Below are 26,357 nucleotides of genomic sequence, written 5' to 3'. Positions count from 1 at the left end.
CTAAAGTTTGTATTTGCGTAGTAACGGTACGCCGATCCTAACTAGAAGCCATTCGAGCGCGGACCAGCACCAGCGGCGGCTTAACGGCAAATGACGGATATGAACCGCCGTATATTCGATCTCGGCAACGGCGCCTCTATTCCGTTTGAATTGGGCCGCCCCGGAGCTTTCATGCAGCAATAGACCGCGATCTCTAGCCAGTTCGATCAGCAACGAAGACAACATCCGATATAAGCCAAGCTCCTGCGGGAGAGACGTATCGTACCCGAAGAGAGGCGTCGTCATTGCGCCGTTCCGCGCATAGAAGCCGAGCACGGCATCGAGGCGGCCATTGCGGCGATAACCGAATAATTCAAGCGTCCCTTCTCGGAGCGCTTCCTCCAACAATCTTTCAGAGAACTGCGGATTGTAGAAGGAATATTTCTCTAAATAGAGCATCCGATATAGCTCTGCGATGCGAGGGACATCCTCGTCGGTCATCCCGCTAGCGTCAACTTTCTCATACCCGTGCTTGTCGGCTAGCGCGTCGTCTCGTTTAAGCAACCAGCGCGACTTGGCATTGCCGAAGTTGGAATCATCGGTCCGTAGCAGATAGATCTGCCTACTCGGGACGAGTCGGCATTTCCTTGAACCTAACCGATCAAGCTCCCGGGCGTTCAGGGACGGATTTAACGAGCGGAATGCGATGGCATGATCGGGAAATGCCGCCAGAAGCTTGTCCAACGCGGCCTCCCATTGTTCCTCGGCAAGAGCAGGGAAAAGGTTGGTCGACAACAGCCAGTTGTTAACGTGAACGATGCGATTAAAGCTCGCCCGCTTCAGCAATACCCCGATCCCGGATAGCAGCGCGCCTAGGCTAGCGATAAGCATACGATTGCCTAACAGGTCCAGCTCTTGCTTGGCATAGCTGACATAATGGGTATAAGGCGAGCAGACGTAGGAATTATCGTACTCCGAGTCGTTCACGGTGATGGGGACCGGTATTCCGTCAATGGAGAGAATGAGAAGCCGCGTACGGACATTCCGGACGTACAGCTCGGAGCCATGCTTTAACATCGGAAGTAGGAATCGCTTGGCATAGAGGCCGTATTCCGTATCCGGCCAAGTATACTCATGCACATTAGATGCGTCGAACAGATCGACTCGCGGGCTCACGGCTTGTATTTCCTTTCGACGCGCCGAAGCTTATTGGGCCCGGCAAGATAAGAGTAAGCTGCGAATTCAAGTTCGGGCATTCGGCAACTCAACCGATCGCATAACGCCGCGATCGACTGACGAACGAGATCCTCCGTCGAAGCGCGTCCATGTTCCGTCAGCTCAAGCTCGATCGTCCATTTGTCCAACGCCGTCTGAACCGTCCGGTATTGTTCGATAGCAGATGAGGATTCGATGATCGCGCGGGTCACGAAGTCGGGATAAACCGTTACCAGTTCTCCGTTTCCCTGCTTGCCGGTTGCATAGAAAATATCGTCGCAGCGGCCTTCAATCCGTTCGATAGCGGTATAAGGCGACCCGCATGGGCAGGGCCATTCGCTCTCGGTGAGCAGATCGTTCAACCGATAGCGGACGATGGGCTGGGTCGTGCGGGAGATGTCTGTGACGATCGGTACGAATGTTCGAGACCTACCCGGCACGTACTCCTTTTCGATATAGACCAGATCTTCGTTCAAATGAAGCGTTCCGTGCGGACATGTGCAGCCCAGAAAGCCCTCCGTGCATTGATAAATCTGGTGAACGGTTTGACCGAACGCTTGACCGATCGCCTCCCGGTCCAGCGGATCTAGTACCTCGGCGACGGAGATGATCCGACGGGGACGAACGTCTAGCTTGCCGGACCGGAGTGCTTCTGCAAGCACGCGCAGTACGGAAGGAGGTGCCGCGATCACGTCGGGCTGCTGTCGTCCGAGTGACTTGAGATGGTCCGACAACGGAAGGAGAAGATCATAGAAGCTGAAGGTGAGCCGCTTGCTGCGAACGGATTCGTACAAATTGCTGTTCGCTCTCAGGAAGAAGGCGATCGACGTGCGGGCGAGGATCGAACCGGGCAACATCTTGCCCAGCATCGCTCCCGCCCAACCCGCTCGTTCGCGACTTCCGACGAGGAACAGTCCTCGATTGCCGGACGTGCCGGAAGACAATCCGATTGTCACTTCGCCTACGGCAGGCTTGAAATCCCGAGAGGCTTCCGCCGCACTCGCCACGGCAAAAGCCTGATCTTTGGTGATACTCGCTGTATTCAAACGGTCAAAATGCTCCATCATGATCGATTTGTCGATTAGAGGGAAGGACCTCCATTGCCGAGAAGGGATTTCACCCCACCAATCTCGATAAAAAGCGGATCGTCTTCGAATGAATTCGACATGCCGAACGACTCGGCGCTCGCGGCGTCGTTCGAATGACGCGCTGTCCGCCCTTCCGCCGCGTCTCTTGCCATCCCGATAATGCTTGATAAAAGCAAATATATTCCTCACAGACGGTGAACCTCCTCGCTATCGATATCGAAAAATTCCTTGCAATGGCTTGGTACCAAGATAAGCTCCGGATCTGCGACTTGCCATTTTCTCAACCGATCGAACGTTTCGCGGTATGCCGTTCGATCGGACATGACGATGCCAGCGATAGGATGAGGCGGCCGATTCTCGCGAAGCGCGCGGCTCGACCAGGCGGCATCGGCGCAGAGCAACACCCTTGCGTTAGCCGTGGAAAGCAACAGGCCGATCTGTCCCGCTGCATGACCCGGTAGAGGGATGGCGATCAGACTGCCATCTCCGAAAATATCGCGACCGCCGGAAAAAGGGATGTCGTCAGAGAGTGATATCTCCATTGACGCACGTTCGATCGGCTGCGCGATTTCGTCAAAGGTATCCGGCAGCAAGCCCGCAATGAAACCTGCGCGGGTCGCAGGGACAGGCCCGAGCGTCCGAACGGCGTCATAAGCAGACTGCGGATAAAGGAACCGGGCAGAAGGGAAATCCCGCGCTCCCCCGATATGGTCGGCATGAAAGTGCGAGAGGATCACATAACGGACTTCCTCTACGCCAATACCGAGCTTGGCCAGTTGGCGGACGGCGGTATTCTCTTCCTGCAACCGGACGGGGGTAAGGTGGCGGTATAACGAATAAGGGAGCGACATCGTCAATTCTCGAAACCTCGAGGAGTAGCCGGTATCGAACAGAATCCAGCCGCGCGACGGGTGGCGGATACAAGCGAAGCCGGCCGGATAAGCGGCAGGACGTATGGAGCCGCCTCGTAGCGTCACGAATTCGGGATGTAAACAATAACCCGCGGATAATAGAAGCAACTCGACCGGTACCGTTCGAAGATGATGCGTCATAGGCGTTCGTTCCGCCACCAGTCCGCGAACCGGCGCAATCCTTCTTTTATGGAAATTCGCGGTTCATACCCAAGGGATTTGCGCGCTTTGGATATATTGAGCGTCTGGCTATAGGCGAGCAGCCCGACCGTGTACCGCGTGAACTTCGGTTCCGGACCAAGCGAAGGAAGGGCCCGGTATAACCATTCCAAACCTTGTCCCGCAGCCAACGCGATCGGACGAGAGACAGGCTTGACGCGAAGAGGCAATTGCAACTCATCGAACAATTGCCTTAGCAACTCGATCAACTTGACGGGTTCGCCGTTGGAAATATTGTAGATATGTCCGGTAGCGTCATCCGGCGCTCGGCAGGCCATAAGAAGCGCATCTACGACATTGTCCATGAAGGTCAGATCAAGCTCCGCTTGACCTCCGCCGATCATCGGAATACCCCGCGACTCGTTCACGCGCAGCAGACGCGGAAAAAGCGAAGTGTCGCCCGGCCCGAAAATGGCTCTCGGACGGATAATGACCGAAGGCAAGCCATTAGCTCCGGCATCCGATACGATTCTCTCCGCGATAAGCTTGGTAGCGGCATAGGCATTCACCGGCTTTCTCGGAAGTTCCGTTTGTTCGGAGATAAGCAGCCGATCGGAATAATCGAAATAGACGCTTGGCGTCGAGACGTGCACGAGTCTACGCACGCCGTGACGAAGACAGCCGGTAACGACATTCTCCGTACCGGTTACATTCATCTCGTAAAAATCCCGGTAACGCCCCCAGGGGGAGGACAACGCCGCGCAATGGATGACGTAGTCCTGTCCCGCGCAAGCTTTCTCGATCTCCTTTGTACTACGCAAATCCGCCTGAACGAAGGGGATACCTTGCTCGGTCAGCAAGCGTCCGGCTTGCGGGTCGCGGCCGAGCCCTTGCACGTCCCAGCCCAAATCTCTAAGACGAAGGGCCGTCGCCCGTCCTAGAAATCCCGTTGCGCCAGTCACGAGCGCCTTAGTCATCGTTCACCATTCCATTCTATATCGGATGTTGAAGCCTCTTGCAGGGAGAAGCCCCGGCGACGCGCGACGCGACGAGTCCAAGCGAGAAGCCGGAATTGCTCCGCGAACGGCTTCGGATCCTCCCGACGAAACACGACGTCTCGGCTGCTCCGGTAAGCGCGCTGCCATTCGCGAAGCATGCGCTGCCTGACGGCTTGCGTCAACCCGAACGACAGCATTGCGGCTGTTAGCATGGCGCCGCTTCCGGCTATCTCCGAAGGCGTCGCGATTCGACCGTTCGCGATGAGGCCCGACGGAGTCAGTAATGCCTCCGCCAGACTGCCGTCCGAGGAGCCGAACAGATGGACCCCGCTCGTCGCGCGAGGGTTGCATTCCATCGGCATGACGGCTCCTTCCGGAGATACCATGAAGTCGAACGCGATCTGACCGGTAAAGCTGCTTCGACTAATGAAGTTTCGTACCCACTCGAATAGCTGAGGCTGTATAGCCGGCTCATAATGAATGCTAGCTCCGCGCCCGGCTCGAAAACGACTGCGGTAGGCGGCATGAGCGGTGATCACGCCGTCGTGCGCCACGCTATAAGTGCACCATTCTTCGCCTCGCAGCAGTTCTTGCGCAACCCAAGGAAGAGTTGGCGACGCCTTGGCATTTTCCAACTTACGGACAAAATGTTGCCGCTGTTCGGCAGATAAGGAACCTCGGCTCAAATCCATGAACAAAGTACGCGATGCGAACCGGGAGTAAGCCGGTTTGAGCACGAGTCCTTCGCCGAACCGGGAGTCTTCGAGCAGCGGCAGCCAGCTTTCCGGAAACTCGATCAGCACGGTTGCCGGAACAGGCAAGCCCATACGCTCGGCGAATCGTATAAATTTTTCTTTGTGATGAACGCGTTCCAGTTCATCGATCGGAGTAGCGAACACCCGGCAGACGCCGTCAAACCGGTCAAGTTCCCTGGAGATGTAGAAGATCTCTTCGCATACCGGTATCAAAACGTCAATGTCATGTTCCTCTGCGATCTTACGCAGCGACTGGACGTATCCGGACGGGTCGCCGATCGGAGCGGGTACGGTAAAGCTCCGTTCGACGGAACGGGATACCCGGCACAAATGATACGGAATGGACTCGGCTGCGTACACGCGATGCCCGGCGGCTTGAAACAGGCGAGACAACTCCAAAGCAGCTGGAGATCTCCCTCCGGTGATAAGAATGCTAAGGGAGTCAGAGTCTGCGCTAGTAGTCAAGAATGAGCCCTCCCAACGTAAGCCCGGCGGCCGTACCGATCAGCAACACGCGGTCGCCTCTTCCGATCCGGCTCGTCCGGATCGTTTCATGAAGACCCATGGGGATGGACGCGGCGATCGTGTTTCCGTGATCTGGCGTGATATAAACGAGCTGTTGTTCCGAAATATCCAGCTTTTTACGCATGAGTCGGACGGCCATCGCGCTGCCTTGATGTGGGATGACCGCCTTAAAGTCGGACATCCTCGTGCCGGCGGCTTTCAGAAGTTCATCCGTGAAGGCCGGCAACAGGCGCGAAGCCATTTTGAAAATAGCGGGGCCGTCCATTTGGAATAAATAGTCTTCCGGCTGAGCGGGAAGAGGGCCGCGCGGGTGACGTTTCGTGCCCCCGGCGCGGATCTCGGAATAGGGTGCTCCCGTGCCGAAAGTACGAAGGGAAGCGCCGATGATTCCGGACGGATCGCCGTCTCCGGATGGTCCGATGACGACGGCTGCGGCTCCGTCGCCGAACAAGGCCGCGCTTTCTTTGTTCCGCCAATCCATTCCGACGGAAGCGATCTCGGACGAGACGATTAGCACGTATTTGTACCTGCCGGTCGCGATCATGCAGGACATGGCGTCGAGCGCGGCCAGGAAACTCAGGCACGTCGAATCGATATCGAACGCGGGCACGCCAGATTGTTCCATCCCCATCGCCCGTTGAATGAACACGGCCGAGCAGGGGAGCGCTTGTTCTTTGGTGCCGCTCGCGCTAACCAGGCAGTCCAAGTCCGAGAATTGAAGATTTGCGGCTTTTAGGGCTTCGAATGCGGCCTTAGCTCCCATCGCGGACGCCGTATCATCGGCACCCGCGAAGTGACGGAAAGAGACGTCCGTCATTCGGCGTGTCCAGCCCGGAGCAACTCCGAGACGTTCGTCCATTTCCGAGTCCGAGATCGGCTGGCCGGGCAAATATTTTCCAGTTCCTACTATTTTTACTTTGCGCGTATTCGTACTCATCGTATAAACTCCTTACCGGTGCGTAACGTTCTCACACGTTCATTGTGAAGGATAGAAACACGACCGGATAGTACCAATTGTTTATAGTACCGCCAACTTACGACCATAAACGTTACTATTCGACAAAGGTTACGGAGGTTCCTGTAATCGTTCGGCCCTTTAGGATTCAAGGGAATAAATAGCTATATCGATTTCTATCCCGGCTACTTCAAAGGGTTATGAAGCAAGCATCCAATTTATAGGTGTCGGTTTTTCGACGAGATTGATCTAGGTTGACTTTCAATCGTAACCCTGTTATATTTATCTTAAATTTAAGATATATGATATTAAGATTGTTGAGTTAAGTGTTTTTACCGGCAGGGTGGGTAAGCTAAAATCGACTGGAGGAATAGATCATGAACGGATTAAAAGGCATACATCACGTAACGGCAATTACAAGCAGCGCAGAGCGGAATTACGAATTTTTCACATACATCTTAGGAATGCGTTTAGTTAAGAAGACGGTTAACCAAGACGATATTCGAACTTACCATTTGTTTTTTGCGGATGATAAGGGTAACCCGGGTACGGATATGACGTTCTTCGATTTCCCTAATATCCCTAAGGGCGTTCATGGGACGAACGAGATTTCGAAAACTTCTTTCCGGATACCTACCGATGCGTCGCTTGACTACTGGGAACAACGGTTTAATCGTCTGTCAATCAAACATTCGGGAATACAAACGCAATTCGGCAAAAAGACGCTTTCTTTCGTTGATTTCGATGATCAGCATTATCAGTTAATATCCGATGAGAATAACAAAGGCGTCGCTTCGGGAACGCCGTGGCAAAAGGGACCGATTCCGCTAGAGCATGCCATTACCGGCTTAGGACCCATTTTCGTTCGCATCGCTCAATTCGATCATTTTAAGGAAATGCTGGAAAAAGTATTATTATTCAAGGAAATCGCCAAAGAAGGATCATTCCACTTGTTCGAAGTCGGAGAAGGCGGCAATGGAGCCCAGATCATCGTTGAACACAATATCGTTCTTCCTCAAGGCTATCAAGGTTCCGGTACCGTGCATCACGTGGCATTCCGCGTTGAAGACCGCCAAGTATTGGAGGAATGGATCAACCGCTTGGACAGCTTCGGGTTACATTCGTCCGGTTATGTAGATCGCCATTTCTTCGAATCTTTGTACGCCAGGGTTGCTCCCCAAATTCTATTCGAATTTGCAACGGATGGGCCAGGATTTATGGGAGATGAGCCCTACGAAACGCTAGGGGAAAAGTTGTCTCTTCCTCCGTTCTTGGAAAACAAACGGGAACAGATCGAGGAACGGGTTCGTCCGATCGATACGGTACGCAGTACCAAAGATTTGGTTAAAGAATAAGGTTAAACCGATATCGTGCCGCCTCATCTACGGATGGAGCGGCACTATTCGCTATATAATCCATAGATACTCTGCTAGAATGACATCATAAACCGAGACTTTGATGCGGAATGACAAGCCATAAGGCAGGAGATGACTATGTTAACGAAGCAACGTCTGCAAGAGATTGAACGATTGCAACAAGAGTGCGAGAGACATGATGGCATCCAGTTGAAGCTTAATTGGGATATGCTTAAAAAACGCGAATCCGATCAGTTAGACTTTTTTTATTACGAAAATGACGAACTTGCAGCGTTTTTAGGTTTGTACGACTTTGGTTCTACGGTCGAAGTATGCGGCATGGTGAAACCAAGGGAGCGACGCAAGGGACATTTCGATAGCTTGTTCCATCAGGGAATGAACGTAGCCAAACAACAAGGCTACAAGAAAATCTTATTGAACGCGCCAACGGGATCGGAAGCGGCCAAAGCTTTTTTGAACAAACAAGGTGCTGAATACGCCTTTTCCGAGCATCAAATGAAGTGGCAACAAAGACCGATCGAAGAAGCAGAAGGCATTATTCTGCGGGAAGCAACAGCCGACGATTATAAGATGCGCGTTCGGTTGACCGTTACGGCGTTCGGCTTGGAAGAAGCCGATGCCCAGGAGATAGAAAATAGGGTCGACCAGGACTCGGAAGCCGAAATGCTAATGATCGAAGCGGACGGAGAAACCGTCGGGAAAATTCGCGTGGATCGCCAAGACGGGGAGGCGTGGCTTTATGGATTTTCCGTTTTGCCGGAACGGCAAGGCAAAGGGATCGGCAGGAAAGCGCTTCGCCGAGTCATTAAACAGTTAAGCGCAACCGGTCATTCGGTTCACTTGGAAGTCGAGACGAAAAACGATCAAGCGTTAGGATTGTACGAATCGGTTGGATTCAAAGCGGTGCATTCGCAAGATTATTACAGGTATCCATTTTGAATAGTAAATCCAGGAAGGAATGGTTCTTGTCATGTATGAACAGAAAACCAAAGAAACCGAAGCCAGCGTCATAGAGTTTATCGAAAATATCGACAACCTTAAGAAGCGCGAGGATGCTTACAAGCTGTTGGATCTCTTTACCGAAACGACCGGTCATCCCGCGAAGATGTGGGGGCCTACGATTATAGGATTCGGCTCGTATCACTATAAATATGCATCTGGTCATGAAGGTGATGCGCCGCTTGTAGGATACTCGCCGCGTAAAGCCAAGATCAGCTTGTATTTTGCGACAGGCGATGCCGCGCGCGAGACTTTGCTTAAAGATTTCGGAAAATTTACCGCAGGTAAAGGCTGCGTCTACATCAATAAGGTAGCGGATATTGATACTGAAGTGTTAGTTGCGTTGATCAACCAGTCCGTTAAGTTCCTGAACGAGACGTACCCCTCCGGCTGATTGAGTATCTTGATAAGGTCGAATTCCGGATGAAGCGTGAGTGGGTGTGTGAGGGAGAGATAGGCGGAAGTTCGACCTATCTGCTTCGAGTTAGCGCCGCGTGAGGGAGAGATAGGCGGAAATTCGACCTATCTGCTCCGAGGTAGCCCTGCGTGAGGGAGAGATAGGCGGAATTTCGATCTGTCTGCTCCGAGTTAGCTCCGCGTGATGGGGAGATAGGCGGAAAATCGACTAACATTCTAGTAGTTAGCTAGCGAGGTGACTAGTTTCTGCGAGAGTTACTCGAAAAATTCGATTAATTCCAGCGAGGTGACCAGTTTCTGCGAGAGTTACTCGAAAAATTCGACTAATTCAAGCGAGGTGACCAGTTTCTGCGAGAGTTACTCGAAAAATTCGATTAATTCCAGCGAGGTGACCAGTTTCTGCGAGAGTTACTCGAAAAATACGATTAATTCCGGCGAGGTGACCAGTTTCTGCGAGAGTTACTCGAAAAATTCGATTAATTCCAGCGAGGTGACTAGTTTCTGCGAGAGTTACTCGAAAAATTCGACTAATTCCAGCGAGGTGACCAGTTTCTGCGAGAGTTACTCGAAATAATCGATACAATCCCATTGTACCTAGCCATACCTGAATAATTTCGGTAGAAAGCGGGAGCCTATGAAAGGCTTCCGTTTTTTACATTAATTTTCCGGAGGTAAGGTATGGATTCAAGCCTGCATTTCTTGGTCAAGAGAGCGTATGCAACTCCGAGCTTACGGCAGAATATGATGAACTCGGGCATGATTTGCATGTATAGCGACTTCTCCGGGCAAAAGGAAACCAACGATTGCGGCATAGCTTGCTGTTGGGTCTATCGCAGAAACATCTACGTCGACTCGAAACAAGTGACGGTCGAGCAAATAGGCGATTCCGTACACGGAGAATTATTGGCTATTGTTTATAGTCTCGAAATTCTTGGTGAAACGTTGGCGGAAATGGAAACCCGTCCGAAAATCGCCATGTTATATACAGATTGTAGCTGCATAGCCAGACTGATATCCAAAGATAGTCACTTAAAGCCCCAATACGAAGAAATGCGGAATCAAATCACGGCAACTATCAATGGGTTGAAAATGTTTTTTCCCGAGATCTCAGTGAGGGTAAAGTACATTAGCAATCACAAAAAGAATAATGCCCTGCATAAAATAGCGCACGTAGCGGCTAGGAAAGCGATCGGGAAATCATGAAAGAGCGGAAAATGAGGATACAGATCTGCGTTCGCGAGCGAAATTGACAAATGTGATAGATGTTACATTCTTCGGAGATGAGGTATTCTAGTATTAAGATGAAATCATCATCCATTGGAGGGAACAATATGTCCTATCACAACATAATTACCGCATACGATGGATCGAAAGCATCCGAGAAAGCGCTATCACACGCGATTAAGTTAATCCAAGGCAATCCCGGAAGCAAGCTTACGGTGGCCAACGTCCTCGTGAGGCCTGCATACGCTTTCGCCGGATATGGAATGGTTATACCCGAAGGTTACGAGCAGCAGATCAAAGATCATCAAAATTCGCTTGTGGATCAAGCCAAAGCAAAGATCGCGGATCTTCCGTATGCGAAGGTGGTTATCTTGTCGGGTACGCCCGCTACGGCGATTCTGGACTATGCCAAGGAAAATATGTGCGATCTTATCGTTATGGGTAACAGGGGACTGGGCCCGATCCGCGAATGGATGCTTGGCAGCGTAAGCCACCATGTCGCTCAACTGGCGCAAATTCCGGTGTTAATCGTCAAGTAATCGCTTGGCGGACGATATCATCTCGATATTGACTTAAACCGCAAGGCGTGAGTATAGTAAGAGCAGAGCGCAATAGTTATTTAGCCGATAGTGTGCCGCTTGGACGTTGGAGACGATGATCTCCTGTTCAAGCGCACTTTTTTTGTCGCTTAAGATGACGTCCAGAAGTTGACTCATAAGGGGATATGACATGACAAACTCGAAAGCGGCTTCATTCCCGATCGGCAAATTATCGATCATGCTCGCCGTCCTCCAGGATCACGAATGGAGAAAAGACGTGGAAGACGAATTGACCGCGAAAGGGTTCCGTTTCACGATAGGGCGAGTCGGAGCGATGGACATTATCAAGGTCGTGACCGCGATCGAGACGGCCGCCAAAAACAATAAAATCATCGACAGCGAATCGTATCGCGAAATTCATGCCGTCTATCACGCTATTATCGAAGCGATTCAGAGCATCGGGCGGGGAGTCGTGCAATTCGGCGATATCTTGCGCACGGTCGGTTTAACGTTCAGCATCGTTCGGGGTAAAATGGACGGAGCATTGGAGCATAGCGGCGAATGGATAGCCGTCTGCGTATACGGGACGATCGGCGCCCCGAAAAAAGGCTTCGAGCACGAAGCGATCGGATTCGGATTTAACCATATTTAATTATCGGAATAATAGCGGAAGTAAATCGAATCCTTATAGCGATTAGCGATTAGAAGCCATAACCTGATTTTGGGTTGGCTTTTTTTGTTATCAACCGTTCGAAGGGACGAAGAACCTATGACCAAGCAAATCGAATTTCTTAACCCGCCGGAAATCATCAGGCGATCCAACTGGAGAGACCGTTACGAAACGAAAGTCGCGCAGTGGTTGACGCCGTGGGATGGCGTAGAGCTTCCGGAGATCGGCTTCATCGGCGTCCCGTTATCCAAGACGTCGATTAGCGTCTCCGGCGCTTCCATGACGCCGAACGCGCTCCGGGAATTGTTCGCGAACGCGACGACTTACAACGTAGATCACGAAGTGGATCTGCAGCATCTACGTGCCAGAGATCTAGGCGACATCTCGATGCACGTAACGGATTTGTTGAAATGCCATGCGAACATCGAACAGGGCCTGAACAATGTATACGAGACATTGCCCGGCTTGTTTCCTATTATCGCGGGCGGAGACCATTCCATTACTTGTCCGTCGGTTAAGGCTTTCCGTAAGCATGCGGGCGGTAAGGTCGGCATCGTGCAAATCGATTCCCATATGGACGTAAGGAACCTGGAAGACGGAGGGCCGTCGAACGGAACGCCGATACGGGGCTTGTTGGAGTCCGGCACGGTGGAAGGACGGAATATCGCTCAGATCGGCATCCATAGCTTCGCCAATTCCAAAGCTTACCACGATTACGCCAAATCCCAAGGCATCTTGCAATTTACGGCGAATCAAGTGCATCGCGCAGGCATAGAAAGCTTAGTGGAGAAAGCGATCAAAGCTGCGGGAGACGGCACGGAGGCGATTTACGTAACGGTGGACATGGACGTGTTGGATCAGGCTTTCGCGCCGGGCGTACCCGCGATGGTACCCGCCGGTATGACGCCGTGGAAATTGCTGGAAGCGGCTTACATGCTGGGTAGGCATCCGAAAGTTAAAGCGTTCGATATCGTCTGCGTCGACCCGATGCAAGATCCGCGGAGAGCGACCGTTAGGATGACGTTGTACGTTATTCTAACGTTCTTGACCGGATACGCGATGAGATCGAATCCATAGATGAAGGGTGAGACAATGGAAACGGGAACAGGAATCGATTTGTTGGTGCATAACATCGGAACGTTGGTGACGATGGCAGGAAAAGCGGCAGCTCGCAAAGGAGCCGAGATGTCGGAGTTGTCGATGGTTTCTAACGGAGCCGTAGCCATAAGCGAAGGGAAAATCGTTGCGGTTGGCCCTGAAGATAAAGTAAGAGCGCAACTCGGCAATGCGGCTATCGCGGAACAATTCGATGCAGGCGGGAGGTTGGTCACTCCCGGACTTGTCGATCCGCATACGCATCTGGTACACGGAGGATCTCGCGAGCACGAGCTCGCGTTGAAATTAAAAGGAAGCACGTATTTGGAAATCCTGGCTCAAGGCGGCGGAATTCTATGCACGGTGCGCGCAACCCGTCAAGCTACCGAGGAAGAGCTATACGCGAAAGCGCGCCGAAGCTTGGACATCATGCTGCTGCACGGCGTTACGACCGTCGAAGCCAAGAGCGGATACGGGCTCACGCTACAGGATGAATTGAAACAGCTAAGGGTAACCCGAAGCTTGAACGAGTCCCATCCGGTGGATATGGTGTCTACTTTCATGGGTGCGCATATGGTGCCGGAAGAATACAAAGGCCGTTCCGACGAATTCGTAGAACTGCTGATACGACTAATGTTGCCCGAAGTCAAGCGATTAAATCTCGCGGAATTCTGCGACGTATTTTGCGAGCATGGCGTATTCACGGTCGAGCAATCGGAACGGATATTGGTCGCGGCTAAGGCCCTTGGCTTCGGCTTGAAAATCCACGCCGACGAGATCGAACCGATGGGCGGCGCGGAGCTTGCCGGCCGAATCGGCTGCGTATCCGCCGAGCATTTGCTCGCGGCTTCGGACGAAGGCTTGGAGGCGATGGAACGCGCGGGCGTCATTGCCGTCTGTTTGCCGGCGACATCGTTTAACCTGCGGCTGACCCGTCACGCTCGGGCTCGCAAGATGATCGAGTTCGGGTTACCGGTCGCGTTATCGACGGACTATAATCCCGGAAGCTCGCCGACGGAATCCATCCAGCTCGTCATGACGCTGGCCTGCTTGAATCTAGGAATGACGCCGGAGGAGGTGATGACCGCCGTGACGATTAACGCGGCATACGCCATCGGACGCGGGGATTCGATCGGTAGTCTGGAGGTAGGAAAACTAGGAGATTTGGTTATTTTTGAAGCGAACAATCTGGCTTATTTACCTTATCATTTCGGCATTAACCACGTTAACGCGGTAATTAAACGGGGGAAGGTCGTCGTTTCCGAAGGCAGCAGGCTCTCGCAATGAAAAACATATTGACAATAAACGTCGAAATGAAGGATATTATTAGTATGAGTGTTTAGTTGTAAGCGATATCATCAGTATCATCATTGCTGGATGTCAGATAACATTACTCATCAAGAATCTTTCCCTCTCATAACGATGTTTATTTGATCAAAGCTCTATATAGTGATTTAGCCGATAGAATGAAGCTTTGAACAGGGAAACTTTGCGTTTCCTTTTTCGGAGTTCATTCTATTTTTTTTATGCTTACGATGATATTCGTTTACAACCGGACATGATTGCGCGAAATAAGGATAATCGAGTCGAAAAAAGAATGAGATGGAGTGTAGCGAATGAAGAAGTGGGTCGTGTTAACCGCATTATGCATGTTCGTAAGCTTGCTGTCAGCCTGCGGTTCCAATGGTAACAACAATGAAAAACAACCGGCTTCTTCTCCGGCGGCATCTAGCGCGAGCTCGGCTTCGTCCGATCCGTCGGCGTCGCCCGAGCAATCGGACGAGCCGGTCAGCTTGGCGATGGGCATGCAGCCGTGGGTCGGAAACGGACCTTGGTGGATTGCCGACAAGGCGGGAATTTTCAAGAAACACGGTCTGGATGTAACGATCAAGATGTTTAACCAAGATGCGGACATGAACGCGGCCTATGCCGCCGACGTCATTCAAGTGTCTAACGTCGCGACGCACACGGCCATCAAGCTGGCCACGAAAGAGGGCGTTCCGATGACCGGCGTTATTTTCTTGGACGAGTCGCACAAAGCGGACGCCGTTCTTGGATTAACAGGCATCGACAGCATAACGCAATTGAAAGGCAAGAAGATCGCTTTCGAAGAAGGAACGACTTCCGACCTTCTTATCCGTAAAGCGCTTAAAGAAAACAACATTTCCTTGGACGATGTTAAATTCGTTCAAATGCCGGCTTCCGATGCAGGGATGGCACTGCTCGCCAAGAAAGTCGATGCGGCCGTTACCTATGAGCCTTACATTTCGACGATCATGAACAAAGGCGATGCAAGCATTCTGTATTCGGGCGAGAACGCTCCCGGATTGATTAGCGATATTGCCATCGTACGCACGGATTTCCTTGAGGAGCATGCGGGCTTGAAGGAAAAATTGATGAAAGCTTGGGACGAGTCTCTAGCTTACTGGAAAGCGAATCAGGCCGAAGGTAACGAAATCGTAGCTAAAGAAAGCGGAATTTCGGCGGAAGAGCTTCCGGTCATTCTGGACGGACTGAAATATTTCTCCACTGAAGATCAGAACAAGCTGCTTGATTCCGGCGAATTGTTGAAATCCGTGCAGAACATCCAGCAAATCCTGATTGAGCAGGGCGCGCTTGATAAAGAAGTGGACTTGCAAAAAATTGTTCCGACGAAATAAGCAATCTCAATAGCGGCGTTACTAGCCGTGCTTCTGCAAGGCGACCGTTGCGGGGCGGACGAGTCCGAACCGCAACGGTCTCTTCGAAGCATGGAGGATAGCGAAGGAGGACGACATATGTCGCGGTATACCATCTATTCTATCTCCAGCGTTCTCCTGGTGCTGGCAGTCTGGTCGATATTCACGTATACGAATATGGTGGATAGCTTGTTCTTGCCTACGCCCGGAGATATCGTTCAGGCATTGAAGCAAGAAATCGAAGAAGGCATTTTCTTTAAGGACGTCGGCACGAGTTTCTATCGGATATCAGTCGGATTTCTGATCTCTACGATCTTCGCCGTTCCGATCGGGATGTTGATCGCCACTTCCCGAGCCTGGCAAGCGATCTGGGAACCGCTAATCGCCCTGATCCGCTATATGCCGGCGGTCGCTTTTATTCCGTTATCGATCTTGTGGTTCGGAGCGTCCGATATTCAGAAGTTCTTCATTCTGTTCTTGGGCGTGTTCTTCCAAGAAGTCATTATGATCGCCGACAATTGCAAAACGGTAAACAAATCGTTAATCGAGGTCGGAAAGACGCTTGGCTTTAACAAAAGGGAAATTCTAAGACATATCACGTTCAAAGCCGCGCTTCCGGGAATGATGGACACATTCCGTACGACTTGGGGTTGGGCATGGACTTATCTCGTCGTCGCGGAGCTCGTTGCCGCCTCCTCCGGTCTCGGATACCGGATCATGCAGGCGCAGCGGTACATGGCAACGGATCGAATCATACTAGGAATCCTGATCATCGGTTTGCTAGGTTTGATTACCGATATGCTGTTCTCGCTGTTGTACAAAAAAATGTTCCCTTGGAAAGCGCTGGAGAAAGCTAAGGGATGAAAGGGGACATGGTCATGCAAGATGCACGGAATTCGTCCGCTCGACCGGAACAGATGCTGGTTGCGCGCAACGTGACCAAGAAGTTCGAAAGCCACAAGAAAACGATCACGGCGATGGAAGACGTTAGCTTAACGATCGGTAAAGGAGAGTTCGTCTCGCTGCTAGGCCCTTCGGGCTGCGGGAAGTCGACCTTCCTTAGACTGGTAGCCGGACTCGACCCTATGACGGAGGGCGAATTGATCCTGCATAACGAGCCGATTACCGGGGCGGGCAGAGATCGGGGCGTCGTATTCCAGCAATATAGCTTGCTGCCTTGGTTGCATGCGTGGGAGAACGTCGCGTTCGCTTTGAAGAAAGCGGAAGATTTAAGCGCCGCCCAGAAAAAGGAAAAGGCCTATCATTATTTGGATTTGGTCGGTCTTAAAGGGTTCGAGATGTCGTATCCAGCGCAGTTGTCAGGCGGCATGCAGCAACGGGTGGCGATCGCCCGCGCGTTGGTGTTCCATCCTTCTTTGCTGCTTATGGACGAGCCTTTTGGCGCGTTGGACGCGCAGACGCGCAGGGAAATGCAGGATCTGGTCATGAAAGTATGGTCGGAAGAGAAATGCAGCGTATTATTCGTTACGCATGACGTGGATGAAGCGATCTATTTGTCTGACCGCCTCTACATTATGAGCGCGCATCCGGGCCGCGTCGCCCAAGAGATGACGATCGATATTCCTAAGCCGAGAGATTTCAACGATCAACTATCGGATAAATTCATGTATTATAAGAGAGCGATCATCATGGAGCTGGAGCTTCAGAAATCGCTGAAGAACAAGACGGCGAACAAAGGATAGACAGGCTGGAAGGAGCGCGGACTATTGCTTAAGGTGATGCAACGCCAACAATTGCGTGCCAATCGGAGCAGAGCTTCCAAAGGGCAGGATCGTAGGGAAGACGTTCTGAATATCATAGAGCAAGTAAAGCAAAATGGCGATCAGGCGCTTCTTGAGATGACGGAAAGATTCGACCGAGTCAAGCTAGCGCATTTGAAAGTCCAACCGGAAGAGTTCGATGAAGCTTTCGAAGCGATCGACGATACGTTGCTCGATGCGATCCGCAGCGCGATTCGCAATATCCGGGATTATCATGAAAGACAAGTTCGGCAATCGTGGATGAACGCGACGGAGTCGGGCACGATTCTAGGTCAACTGGTCAGGCCGTTGGAACGAGTAGGGATCTACGTTCCCGGCGGTACGGCTTCCTATCCGTCATCGGTCATGATGAACGCCATACCCGCGCTTGTAGCGGGCGTCGAACAGATCGTGATGACGACTCCTCCAGGCAAGGACGGCAGGATGAATGCCGCGGTTCTGGTCACGGCTAGAGAGTTAGGCATAACCGAGATTTTCAAAGTCGGCGGCGCCCAGGCGATCGCGGCTCTCGCTTACGGGACGGAATCGATCGCCAAAGTCGATAAAATAACCGGGCCCGGCAACGCCTTCGTAGCGGCTGCCAAGCGGGAAGTCTATGGAGACGTAGACATCGACATGATTGCCGGCCCTAGCGAAGTCGTGATCCTCGCGGATGAAACGGCCAATCCGGAATTTACCGCGGCGGATTTACTTGCCCAAGCCGAACACGACCCGCTCGCTTCGGCGATATTGGTTACGACTTCGGCCGCGTTAGCCGAACAAGTGCAGGAGCAAGTGTTAAGTCAGCTCGAGCATCTGAATCGCAAAGAGATTGCCGCACAATCGATCGATCAATGGAGCGCCATATGTATAGCCAATAGTTTGGATGAGGCGTTCGATATCGTGAATGAATTGGCAACGGAGCACTTACAGTTGTGCATCGCCGATCCTTTCGAACGATTAGGCAAAGTCAAGCATGCGGGAGCCGTATTTATCGGCAACAATAGCCCGGTTCCTATCGGAGATTATTACGTAGGACCGAATCACGTGCTGCCGACGAGCGGCAGAGCCCGTTTCTCGTCCCCGTTGTCCGTGGACGACTTCATTAAGAAAATGAGCTTGGTCAGTTATAGTCGGGCGGACATGGCGGCCAATGGACATAAAATAGCTGCGTTAGCCGAATTCGAAGGGCTGCAAGGCCATGCTTATTCCGTTAAGCTGCGCATGGCGAACTCGGAAGAAGGCAGCGGAAAATAAACAAAAAGAATATGGCCCTTTAGCGATTAGTGATTAGAAGCCGAACCCTTTTTTGGTTGGCTTTTTTTTATTACTCGTAAAGCAGGTGCGGATCATGAAACAAGTACATCAAGAGCAACAGGCGCAACCGATGAAAGAGACCCCCGTCATGGTGGGCGGCGGAGAGATGACGATCGAACAGGTCGTGCGCGTGTCCAGAAATTATGCCGAAGTTGACATTCTGCCGGAGAGCGTCGCACTGATGAAGCGTACCCGCGATTACGTGGAGAAGCTGCTCGACGAACAGAAAGTCGTCTACGGACTCACGACTGGATTCGGTAAATTTAGCGATACGTACATTTCCGGCAAAGACGTGCAGACGTTGCAAATCAATCTCATACGGAGCCATGCGTGCGGAATCGGCGCCCCGTTTCCGATCGAAGTTGTCCGGGCGATTATGCTGCTGAGGGTCAATGCTCTGGCGCTCGGATATTCGGGTATCCGTCCGGAGGTCGTCCTTCTGCTCGCGGACATGCTCAATCGGGAAGTCACGCCGGTCATTCCGGAGAAAGGCTCGCTTGGCGCAAGCGGCGATTTGGCCCCGTTGTCGCATCTCGCGCTCGTGCTCGTGGGTGAAGGAGAAGCGTATTATCACGGCGAGAGATTGCCGGGCGGTCAAGCGATGGCGATGGCGGGTCTCGTTCCCGTTACGCTGGAGGCCAAAGAAGGACTCGCGCTCATTAACGGTACGCAGGTCATGACCGCTGTTGGCACGCTAGCTTGCTGGGATGCGCTTAATCTTGCCAACTGGGCGGATTGCGCTGTTTCGCTGACCAGCGAAGCGCTCTTCGGAGTTCGCGACGCGTTCCACGCCTCGACGCACCGCATTCGCCCGCATCCAGGGCAAAGCCGTTCCGCGGCGAATATCCGGGCGTTAACTTCGGGCAGCCGATTGATGACCGATCAGGGAGAAAAGCGCGTGCAGGACGCCTATTCTTTGCGTTGCGCGCCTCAAGTGCACGGAGCTAGCCGAGATGCGCTCGCATATATCGCGAACAAGCTGGAGATCGAGATCAACTCGGCGACGGACAATCCGCTCATCTTCGTGGATGAGGACCGAGTCATTTCGGGCGGCAACTTCCACGGACAACCGATCGCGCTGGCGATGGATCATCTGTCCATCAGCGCCGCCGAACTGGCTAATATCTCCGAGCGCCGCGTGGAACGGCTCGTTAATCCGCATTTGAACGAGAGCTTGCCGCCATTCTTAACGACGAACGGCGGACTCGAGTCCGGTTTTATGATCGCTCAATATGCGGCGGCAGCGGTCGTCTCGGAAAATAAATCGTTGGCGCATCCGGCCAGCGTAGATTCGATCCCATCGTCCGGTAACCAAGAAGACCATGTGAGCATGGGAACGATCGGCGCGCGGAAGGCGAGGCAAATCGTCGATAACGCGTATGCCGTCCTCGCCATCGAGCTGTTATGCGGTGCGCAAGCCGTCGATTTTCGCGATCCGAAGCTGCTTGGGCTTGGCACGACTTGGCTATACGAGCATTGTCGCGAGCTGATTCCGGCCGTTACCGTGGATCGCATTTTGTCGCACGATTTCGAGATTATTGCCGAGTGGATGAAACGAACCAATATTGCCGAAGCGATGTCCGCCGTAGCGGTCATTCAATAATAAGGGGGAACTTCGAATGAGTAACGAGTCTAATCCGCGTGAGGTGCGCGCGCCAAGAGGAACCGTGCTGAACACGAAAGGCTGGGTCCAAGAGGCCGCCTTGCGCATGCTGATGAACAATCTGGATCCCGATGTTGCCGAACACCCCGATAAGCTCGTCGTCTACGGCGGAATCGGCAAAGCCGCCCGCAACTGGGAAAGCTTCGATGCGATCGTTAAGGCCCTTAAGAATCTGGAAGAAGACGAAACCTTGCTTATACAATCTGGTAAACCGGTCGCCGTGTTCCGGACGCATAAACACTCGCCGCGCGTGTTGCTGGCTAACTCGAACCTCGTGCCGGCATTCGCGAATTGGGAGAAGTTCCACGAGCTCGATAAAAAGGGTTTGATGATGTACGGTCAGATGACGGCCGGAAGCTGGATTTATATCGGGAGCCAAGGCATCGTTCAGGGGACTTACGAAACGTTCGCGGAGCTCGCGCGGCAGCATTTCGGAGGATCGCTGAAAGGAACGATCACCGTAACCGCCGGAATGGGCGGAATGGGAGGCGCGCAGCCGCTGTCCGTGACGTTGAACGATGGTGTCGTGATCGGAATAGACGTCGACGCGACGCGTATCCAGAAACGAATCGACTCCCGCTATCTGGATCAGGTGGTCGACAGCTTGGACGAGGCGATCGCACTTGCCAAGGAAGCGGCCAGCGAGGGTCGCTCGCTGTCCATCGGGTTAGTCGGCAACGCGGCGGAAGTATTGCCGGCGATGATCGGCAAAGCGTTCATACCGGATATCGTAACGGACCAGACGTCCGCGCACGATCCGCTGAACGGTTATTTGCCGGCCGGCTATACGCTTGAACAAGGGCGCAAGCTGCGCGAAGAAAATCCCGAGCAATACGTGAAGCTGTCCAAATCGAGCATGGCTGTCCACGTGGAAGCGATGCTGGAAATGAAAAAGCTAGGTTCGATCGTATTCGATTACGGCAACAATATTCGCCAAGTCGCTTTCGACGAAGGCGTGAGCAACGCTTTCGATTTTCCGGGATTCGTACCTGCTTACATCCGCCCGCAATTTTGCGAAGGGAAAGGTCCGTTTCGTTGGGCGGCGCTATCCGGAGATCCCGAGGATATCTACAAACTGGATGAAGTCGTCATGAAGACTTTCGCGCATAACGAGCATCTGTGCAAATGGATCAGGATGGCGAAAGAAAAAATCGCGTTCCAAGGCTTACCGGCGAGAATCTGTTGGTTGGGGTACGGGGAACGCGCCCAATTCGGCAAAATCATTAACGATATGGTCGCCACTGGCGAACTGAAAGCTCCGATCGTTATCGGACGCGACCACCTGGACGCGGGATCCGTGGCATCCCCGAATCGCGAAACCGAAGCGATGCGGGACGGCAGCGACGCCGTGGCGGATTGGCCGATTCTGAATGCGCTCGTTAACGTGTCCGCGGGAGCTAGCTGGGTATCCGTGCACCACGGCGGCGGCGTAGGGATGGGTTACTCGATGCACGCGGGTATGGTCGTCGTGGCGGACGGAACGAAAGAGGCGGAGGAGCGTCTTGAACGCGTGCTGACGACGGATCCCGGAATGGGTGTTGTCCGCCACGCCGATGCGGGTTATGATTTAGCCATAGAAACCGCGAGGAATAAAGGAATCCGAATGCCGATGATCGCTAAGGATTAATCTATTCGCGGTGTTCGCATAGAAAGGCGGATGAGCATGCTCACGCAACAAGAGAACGAACTGCTTCAACTCATCGACGAGGAGGAGCTCATTCGGTTTCTTCGGCAATTGGTCGCCACGAATAGCGAGAATCCTCCCGGAAGGGAGGGAGCCGTTGCCCGGTTGATCGCGGATAAGCTTCGATCGATCGGTTGCCAAGTGGAATTGCAGGAAGTCGAAGGGGATCGGGTGAACGTCATCGTCGCCCTGGAAGGAGAACGGCCGGAAAAGCTGTTGTTCAACGGCCATACGGACACCGTGCCCGCCGGTAACTTAGAGCTCTGGGACAGTGATCCATGGGCGGCGGAAATCCGGGACGGGAAAATGTACGGCTTAGGCTCGTGCGATATGAAGGCCGGAGTCGCTTCGATGATCTTCGCGGTTCAGGCGTTGGTACAAAGCAAAGTCGTCCGCTCCAGGGGGCTGTTGTTTACCGCGGTTATCGACGAAGAGGTCAACTTCCTCGGCACGAAGGCATTGCTGTCCAACGATAAACTAGCCGATTGCGTCATGGCTTGTATCTCCGAACCGACAAGCCTTCGGATCGGCAATCGACTGAAAGGCGCGATGGAGTTCTCCGCAAGAACGGTCGGTCGCAGCGCGCATACCGGAGTCGCGTTTAACGGGGATAACGCCATATTCAAGATGGGTCGTTATCTCGAAGCTTTGAGGGAGTACAACGACGGGTTGGCGAAGGTTGTCAGCGATCCCGATCTTCGGCATCCCACCGTCAATGTCGGGAAAATCCAAGGGGGTGTCGGGGTCACGCTCGTGCCGGATTTCTGCGATGTCGATTTCGACCGACAGGTGTTGCCTACCGAGTCGATGGAACTGGCGGAGAAGGAAGTCCGCCATCTGACGGATGCCTTGAATCGCGACGAAGGACTCGGAGTCGAGTTGGTTTTGAAGCAAAGCTTTAGTACGTGGACGTTATCGGACGGGGAAGAAGTCGTCGTTCGTCTATCGGAAGCAATCAATGACGCAACCGGTGAAGAGTCCGCCTTCATGGGCTTTAACGGGTACGCCGAGGTCGAGCTTCTGTCGGCAGCCGGCATTCCTTCCTTGCTTTACGGTCCGGGAAGCATCGACGTCGCCCACGCCCCGAATGAATTCGTTCCCTTGGACCAAGTCGTAAAGGCCGCGAAAGTATACGCGCTGATGGCTCATCGGTTCGTGACTGGGAATTGAGCTAGCCGAATAAATTTCGAGCGGTTAAGAGAAAAATTAATTTTAACTTGAAGAAGGCCTGCGCATGCCGCAAGGCCTTCTTCAAGTTGTTGCCGCGAGAACGGAGCAGGAAACCGGAAGTTGACTTTACTGTGTATCGTGTGTATTCTGTGTATGTAACTAATATACAGATAAGACCTCCGGAGGTCACATGAAAATTATCGTATCCAACGTATCCGATACGCCGATCTATCAGCAAATCAAAAATCAAATGAAAGACGAGATCTTGCGCGGAGAATTAGCGGAGGGCGAAATGCTTCCATCGATTCGCGCGCTGGCGAGCGATCTTCGCGTAAGCGTTTTGACGACGCGCAGAGTGTATGACGAACTCGAGTCGGAAGGGTTCATTACGACGAGAGCGGGCAAGGGCTCGTTCGTCGCCAAGGAAAATCTCGAGCTTCTGCTCGAGTCCAGGCGTCATCTTGTCGAGGTCAAGCTTACGGAAGCTTGGGACACGGCGAGATCTCTTGGAATCGGCAAAGACGAATTGTTCGCTATGATGGAATTATTGTTTGAGGAGGATACGGAATGAAGCCGATGCTGGAAGTAAAAGGCCTTAGTAAAAGTTGGGGCGACTTCGGACTTAAGGACGTGAGTTTTACGTTATACGAGGGTTGCATTACCGGATTTATCGGCGTCAACGGGGCGGGGAAGACGACGACGATCAAGTCGATTCTCGGACTTACCCGGAAGGATGCCGGAAACATTACGTTTTACGGAAAAGATACGCAGCGGTACGAAAGAGAATTCAAGAACCGAATCGGTATCGTCTTGTCCGATGGCAACTTTTACGATGACTTGAATTTACTCGAAATGAAAAGCATAATCGCGCCGTCTTATTCGAATTGGGATAACGCGATCTTTGTAAAGCGTATGGAACGGTTCGGTTTGTCGGCAAATCAAAAGATCAAGACGTTATCCAAAGGCATGCGAATGAAATATTCTATCGTTTTGGCAATTTCCCACCATGCGGACTTGCTCATTATGGATGAGCCAACAAGCGGTTTGGATCCGCAAGTTCGCTCGGAATTGATGAACATTTTGCTCGAATTCGTGAAGGAAGAAGGAAAAAGCGTATTCTTCTCCTCGCATGTCACTTCCGACTTGGATAAAGTTGCGGATGCGTTAATTCTGATCGATAAGGGGCGCGTCGTGTTGGACGAGGAGAAGGATGTTTTGCGGGAGAGGCACAGCGTCGTGAAAGGGGACTGCCGTCAGTTGGACGGCGTGCGCGATTTGTTCTTGACGCTGGAGGAGACGAAATACGGGTTTACCGGATTGACCGATAATCCTGCGGCCGTTCACAAGCAAATGAAAGACGTCCTATTCGAAAGACCTTCGGTTGAAGAAATCATGCTCGGTTACATCGGGAGGTGAGAAGGATGGTTCTCCATCTTGTGAAAAAAGACTTATTATTGGCTAAAAGATATTGGATCATTATGCTAATTGCGGCGCTATTATTACCTCTTGGGATCAGCAGTAAAATCGAATTGGCCGATAGCCGGTTCTTAAGCTTCTTTCTTAGCACGATCTACATTCAGTATTTAATGTTTAATATGGTTTCGATGGTCGAATACAAATACAAAGGATCCACGTTCTTATGCACGACGCCCTACACGAGGAAATCGATCGTGAGATCGACTTATCTATTCGTTTTGACGATATTCGCGGGATGTTTCGCTTTGTACACGATGATGTCCCTCGTTGTTCCTAGCATGTTGGAGCCGCTTCGTTTCTCGGACTTTTCTCTGTCTTTATTGATCTTAACCGTTTTCTTCGGTGCGATAATCCCAGTACAATATCAAATCGGGTACGAGAAGACCAGATATGCGTTCATGTTAATCATCGTTATGTTCCCATTCGTAATTCCGTCAATCATGCAAGAAATACAAAGCCGAAACATCGACATCCGCTTTCAATTCCCTTTTCCCGCTATCGTTCAAGACATCCTCTTGTGCGCGCTGGCAGCAGCGATCGGTTGGATCTCGCTAACGGTTTCGACGCGGATCTATAATCGCAAAAATTTGTAAGTCTCGAGTCGCGCATCCTATTAGTATTATCGAGTCTTATACTTTATTGAAAGAAATAAACGAGTAGAAACACGCCGCTTCTTCCTCTTCGGCGTTATTAACTTGGCTTTTTTCTTAAATGTACGTTTCTTGCGGCGTTTATATTTGAGAAGGATCTTGGGTTTTGGGTTTGGAGTAGGATGCACGGTAGGTTGAGCGATTATCGAACTCAGCAATCCGTAATGAATCGGACGAATATCCAGCTCTCGAATCGTGTGCTGGACGACAGGATCGCGAAAAACCGCCAATTCGGCTTCTCTGGCATTCGACCACTCCGAGGTTTCTCGTTCGCGCAGCATGTTGTCGGTATATCCGGGATGACACATCAATTCCGTCGTGCCTTCGGGAAGTTGGCTAAGGTAAAGAAGCAACTTTTGAAGACCGTCTGGCTTCTCGTAAGTGTCCAGTAAAACTTGATGGGTCTTTAATACCGAAGGAGCGATTGTTTCGTCTGACGTCTGCGAACGCCGCATGGGAATGTTCTCTTTAGTAGCTAAATTCGCCATTGCTTTGTAGACGGAAGGGAAGATCTGATGGATATGGTGATGGGAATCCAAATGGGTGGGGCGTAGGCCGGAGGCAATGAAACGATTCCATTGCGCGGCGAGCTCGATTTCGATCTCGCGTTCGTCTCTTGCGTGAACTTGCCTGAAATCACGAAATGTTCCATCTTGTTGTACGAGAGAAGGGATGAGATTCGGATGTGAAATAGGTATGCCGGAGGTTAAGTTAAAGTGTAAACCGACACCCAGATTTGGCAGCGCAAGAGAACGAATTATGGCATCCTCAAAGCCGGGCATATTCACCATCAAGGTTGTGCTGGTTATCCCGCCTGCCAGATAGGCTTCGACAATGCCCCTGTTGACACCAGGAGATAAGCCGAAATCATCCGCGTTAACGATTAAATATTTCATCCTGCGTCCCCATCCTTAACGACCTATGATCATTAACAGATGCGGAATAGCTGCAGTCTGATAGGGACAAATGCTTGGGAAAATAAAATCAGGCGACGGAGTCTTAAGAACGCGTGAAGAAGGCGGCCGACTATCCAGTCAGCCGCCCTTTATTTACG

25 protein-coding genes are annotated in these 26,357 nt (G+C 52.1%); 18 read left to right on the top strand and 7 right to left on the bottom strand.

All coding sequences use genetic code 11. The features are described 5' to 3' along the window. The 6 genes from HH215_RS07350 to HH215_RS07325 are packed head-to-tail and all read right to left on the bottom strand — an operon-like array spanning nt 1 to nt 6,567. Nucleotides 1-1,155 carry a GNAT family N-acetyltransferase gene (locus HH215_RS07350; protein WP_254450403.1) on the bottom strand — a complete coding sequence of 385 codons (1,155 nt, stop codon included), beginning with the start codon at nt 1,153-1,155 and terminating at the stop codon, nt 1-3. Next, nucleotides 1,152-2,471 (bottom strand): F390 synthetase-related protein, encoded by a 1,320-nt coding sequence (locus tag HH215_RS07345; RefSeq protein WP_169279303.1) that lies wholly within the window; start codon nt 2,469-2,471, stop codon nt 1,152-1,154. The genes HH215_RS07350 and HH215_RS07345 overlap by 4 nt, the downstream gene beginning before the upstream one ends. Beyond that, nucleotides 2,468-3,334 carry an MBL fold metallo-hydrolase gene (locus HH215_RS07340; protein WP_169279302.1) on the bottom strand — a complete coding sequence of 289 codons (867 nt, stop codon included), beginning with the start codon at nt 3,332-3,334 and terminating at the stop codon, nt 2,468-2,470. Before HH215_RS07340 ends, HH215_RS07345 begins: the two co-directional genes overlap by 4 nt. Further along, the gene (locus HH215_RS07335) at nt 3,331-4,329 is read right to left on the bottom strand and encodes an NAD-dependent epimerase/dehydratase family protein (protein ID WP_169279301.1); all 999 of its coding nucleotides are present in this window, start codon (nt 4,327-4,329) and stop codon (nt 3,331-3,333) included. Before HH215_RS07335 ends, HH215_RS07340 begins: the two co-directional genes overlap by 4 nt. After that, entirely contained in the window at nt 4,326-5,570 is a 1,245-nt protein-coding gene (locus tag HH215_RS07330) for an ATP-grasp domain-containing protein (RefSeq protein WP_169279300.1), read from the bottom strand. Before HH215_RS07330 ends, HH215_RS07335 begins: the two co-directional genes overlap by 4 nt. After that, the gene (locus HH215_RS07325; RefSeq protein ID WP_169279299.1) at nt 5,560-6,567 is read right to left on the bottom strand and encodes a beta-ketoacyl-ACP synthase III; all 1,008 of its coding nucleotides are present in this window, start codon (nt 6,565-6,567) and stop codon (nt 5,560-5,562) included. Before HH215_RS07325 ends, HH215_RS07330 begins: the two co-directional genes overlap by 11 nt. A gap of 395 nt (nt 6,568-6,962) precedes the next feature. Between HH215_RS07325 and HH215_RS07320 the strand changes: the two genes are divergently transcribed. The 18 genes from HH215_RS07320 (at nt 6,963) to HH215_RS07235 (ending at nt 25,246) form a co-directional block, all read left to right on the top strand. Further along, nucleotides 6,963-7,940: a ring-cleaving dioxygenase gene (locus HH215_RS07320; RefSeq protein ID WP_169279298.1), complete on the top strand. Its 978-nt coding sequence runs from the start codon at nt 6,963-6,965 to the stop codon at nt 7,938-7,940. 138 nt (nt 7,941-8,078) lie between these two features. After that, complete coding sequence (locus tag HH215_RS07315; protein ID WP_169279297.1) at nt 8,079-8,900, top strand: GNAT family N-acetyltransferase; 822 nt, start codon at nt 8,079-8,081, stop codon at nt 8,898-8,900. 31 nt (nt 8,901-8,931) lie between these two features. Continuing rightward, nucleotides 8,932-9,354 carry a DUF1801 domain-containing protein gene (locus HH215_RS07310; protein WP_169279296.1) on the top strand — a complete coding sequence of 141 codons (423 nt, stop codon included), beginning with the start codon at nt 8,932-8,934 and terminating at the stop codon, nt 9,352-9,354. 701 nt (nt 9,355-10,055) lie between these two features. Next, nucleotides 10,056-10,580 carry a ribonuclease H family protein gene (locus HH215_RS07305; protein ID WP_169279295.1) on the top strand — a complete coding sequence of 175 codons (525 nt, stop codon included), beginning with the start codon at nt 10,056-10,058 and terminating at the stop codon, nt 10,578-10,580. A 128-nt stretch (nt 10,581-10,708) separates the two neighbouring features. Continuing rightward, nucleotides 10,709-11,140, top strand: a complete 432-nt coding sequence (locus HH215_RS07300; protein WP_169279294.1) for a universal stress protein — start codon at nt 10,709-10,711, stop codon at nt 11,138-11,140. Between the two features lie 190 nt (nt 11,141-11,330). After that, complete coding sequence (hutP, locus tag HH215_RS07295; protein ID WP_169279293.1) at nt 11,331-11,792, top strand: histidine utilization transcription antiterminator HutP; 462 nt, start codon at nt 11,331-11,333, stop codon at nt 11,790-11,792. Between the two features lie 117 nt (nt 11,793-11,909). Beyond that, entirely contained in the window at nt 11,910-12,887 is a 978-nt protein-coding gene (locus tag HH215_RS07290) for an agmatinase family protein (RefSeq protein WP_169279292.1), read from the top strand. 15 nt (nt 12,888-12,902) lie between these two features. Further along, nucleotides 12,903-14,192, top strand: coding sequence for an imidazolonepropionase (gene hutI, locus HH215_RS07285; RefSeq protein ID WP_169279291.1), 1,290 nt, complete (start codon nt 12,903-12,905; stop codon nt 14,190-14,192). Nucleotides 14,193-14,521: 329 nt separating this feature from the next. Further along, entirely contained in the window at nt 14,522-15,565 is a 1,044-nt protein-coding gene (locus tag HH215_RS07280) for an ABC transporter substrate-binding protein (RefSeq protein ID WP_169279290.1), read from the top strand. A 117-nt stretch (nt 15,566-15,682) separates the two neighbouring features. After that, nucleotides 15,683-16,447, top strand: coding sequence for an ABC transporter permease (locus HH215_RS07275; protein WP_169279289.1), 765 nt, complete (start codon nt 15,683-15,685; stop codon nt 16,445-16,447). Continuing rightward, the gene (locus HH215_RS07270) at nt 16,444-17,286 is read left to right on the top strand and encodes an ABC transporter ATP-binding protein (RefSeq protein ID WP_254450402.1); all 843 of its coding nucleotides are present in this window, start codon (nt 16,444-16,446) and stop codon (nt 17,284-17,286) included. The genes HH215_RS07275 and HH215_RS07270 overlap by 4 nt, the downstream gene beginning before the upstream one ends. A 36-nt stretch (nt 17,287-17,322) precedes the next feature. Further along, complete coding sequence (gene hisD, locus HH215_RS07265) at nt 17,323-18,600, top strand: histidinol dehydrogenase (RefSeq protein WP_169284275.1); 1,278 nt, start codon at nt 17,323-17,325, stop codon at nt 18,598-18,600. 94 nt (nt 18,601-18,694) lie between these two features. Next, nucleotides 18,695-20,263 (top strand): histidine ammonia-lyase, encoded by a 1,569-nt coding sequence (gene hutH / locus HH215_RS07260; protein ID WP_254450401.1) that lies wholly within the window; start codon nt 18,695-18,697, stop codon nt 20,261-20,263. 16 nt (nt 20,264-20,279) lie between these two features. Then, complete coding sequence (gene hutU / locus HH215_RS07255; protein ID WP_169279288.1) at nt 20,280-21,950, top strand: urocanate hydratase; 1,671 nt, start codon at nt 20,280-20,282, stop codon at nt 21,948-21,950. 36 nt (nt 21,951-21,986) lie between these two features. Continuing rightward, nucleotides 21,987-23,177, top strand: coding sequence for a M20 family metallopeptidase (locus tag HH215_RS07250; protein ID WP_169279287.1), 1,191 nt, complete (start codon nt 21,987-21,989; stop codon nt 23,175-23,177). 190 nt (nt 23,178-23,367) lie between these two features. Next, the gene (locus HH215_RS07245) at nt 23,368-23,748 is read left to right on the top strand and encodes a GntR family transcriptional regulator (protein ID WP_169279286.1); all 381 of its coding nucleotides are present in this window, start codon (nt 23,368-23,370) and stop codon (nt 23,746-23,748) included. Then, nucleotides 23,745-24,593 (top strand): ABC transporter ATP-binding protein, encoded by an 849-nt coding sequence (locus HH215_RS07240; protein ID WP_169279285.1) that lies wholly within the window; start codon nt 23,745-23,747, stop codon nt 24,591-24,593. Before HH215_RS07245 ends, HH215_RS07240 begins: the two co-directional genes overlap by 4 nt. Nucleotides 24,594-24,598: 5 nt before the next feature. Then, nucleotides 24,599-25,246, top strand: coding sequence for an ABC-2 transporter permease (locus HH215_RS07235; protein WP_169279284.1), 648 nt, complete (start codon nt 24,599-24,601; stop codon nt 25,244-25,246). Nucleotides 25,247-25,272: 26 nt separating this feature from the next. Here HH215_RS07235 and HH215_RS07230 read toward each other — a convergent pair whose 3' ends face one another. Further along, complete coding sequence (locus tag HH215_RS07230) at nt 25,273-26,199, bottom strand: carbohydrate deacetylase (protein WP_169279283.1); 927 nt, start codon at nt 26,197-26,199, stop codon at nt 25,273-25,275. Between the last annotated feature and the right edge of the window lie 158 nt (nt 26,200-26,357).

The sequence above is a fragment of the Cohnella herbarum genome, assembly GCF_012849095.1.
In the GTDB taxonomy this organism is placed as follows: domain Bacteria; phylum Bacillota; class Bacilli; order Paenibacillales; family Paenibacillaceae; genus Cohnella; species Cohnella herbarum.
This window is presented reverse-complemented; position numbering and strand designations above follow the sequence as displayed.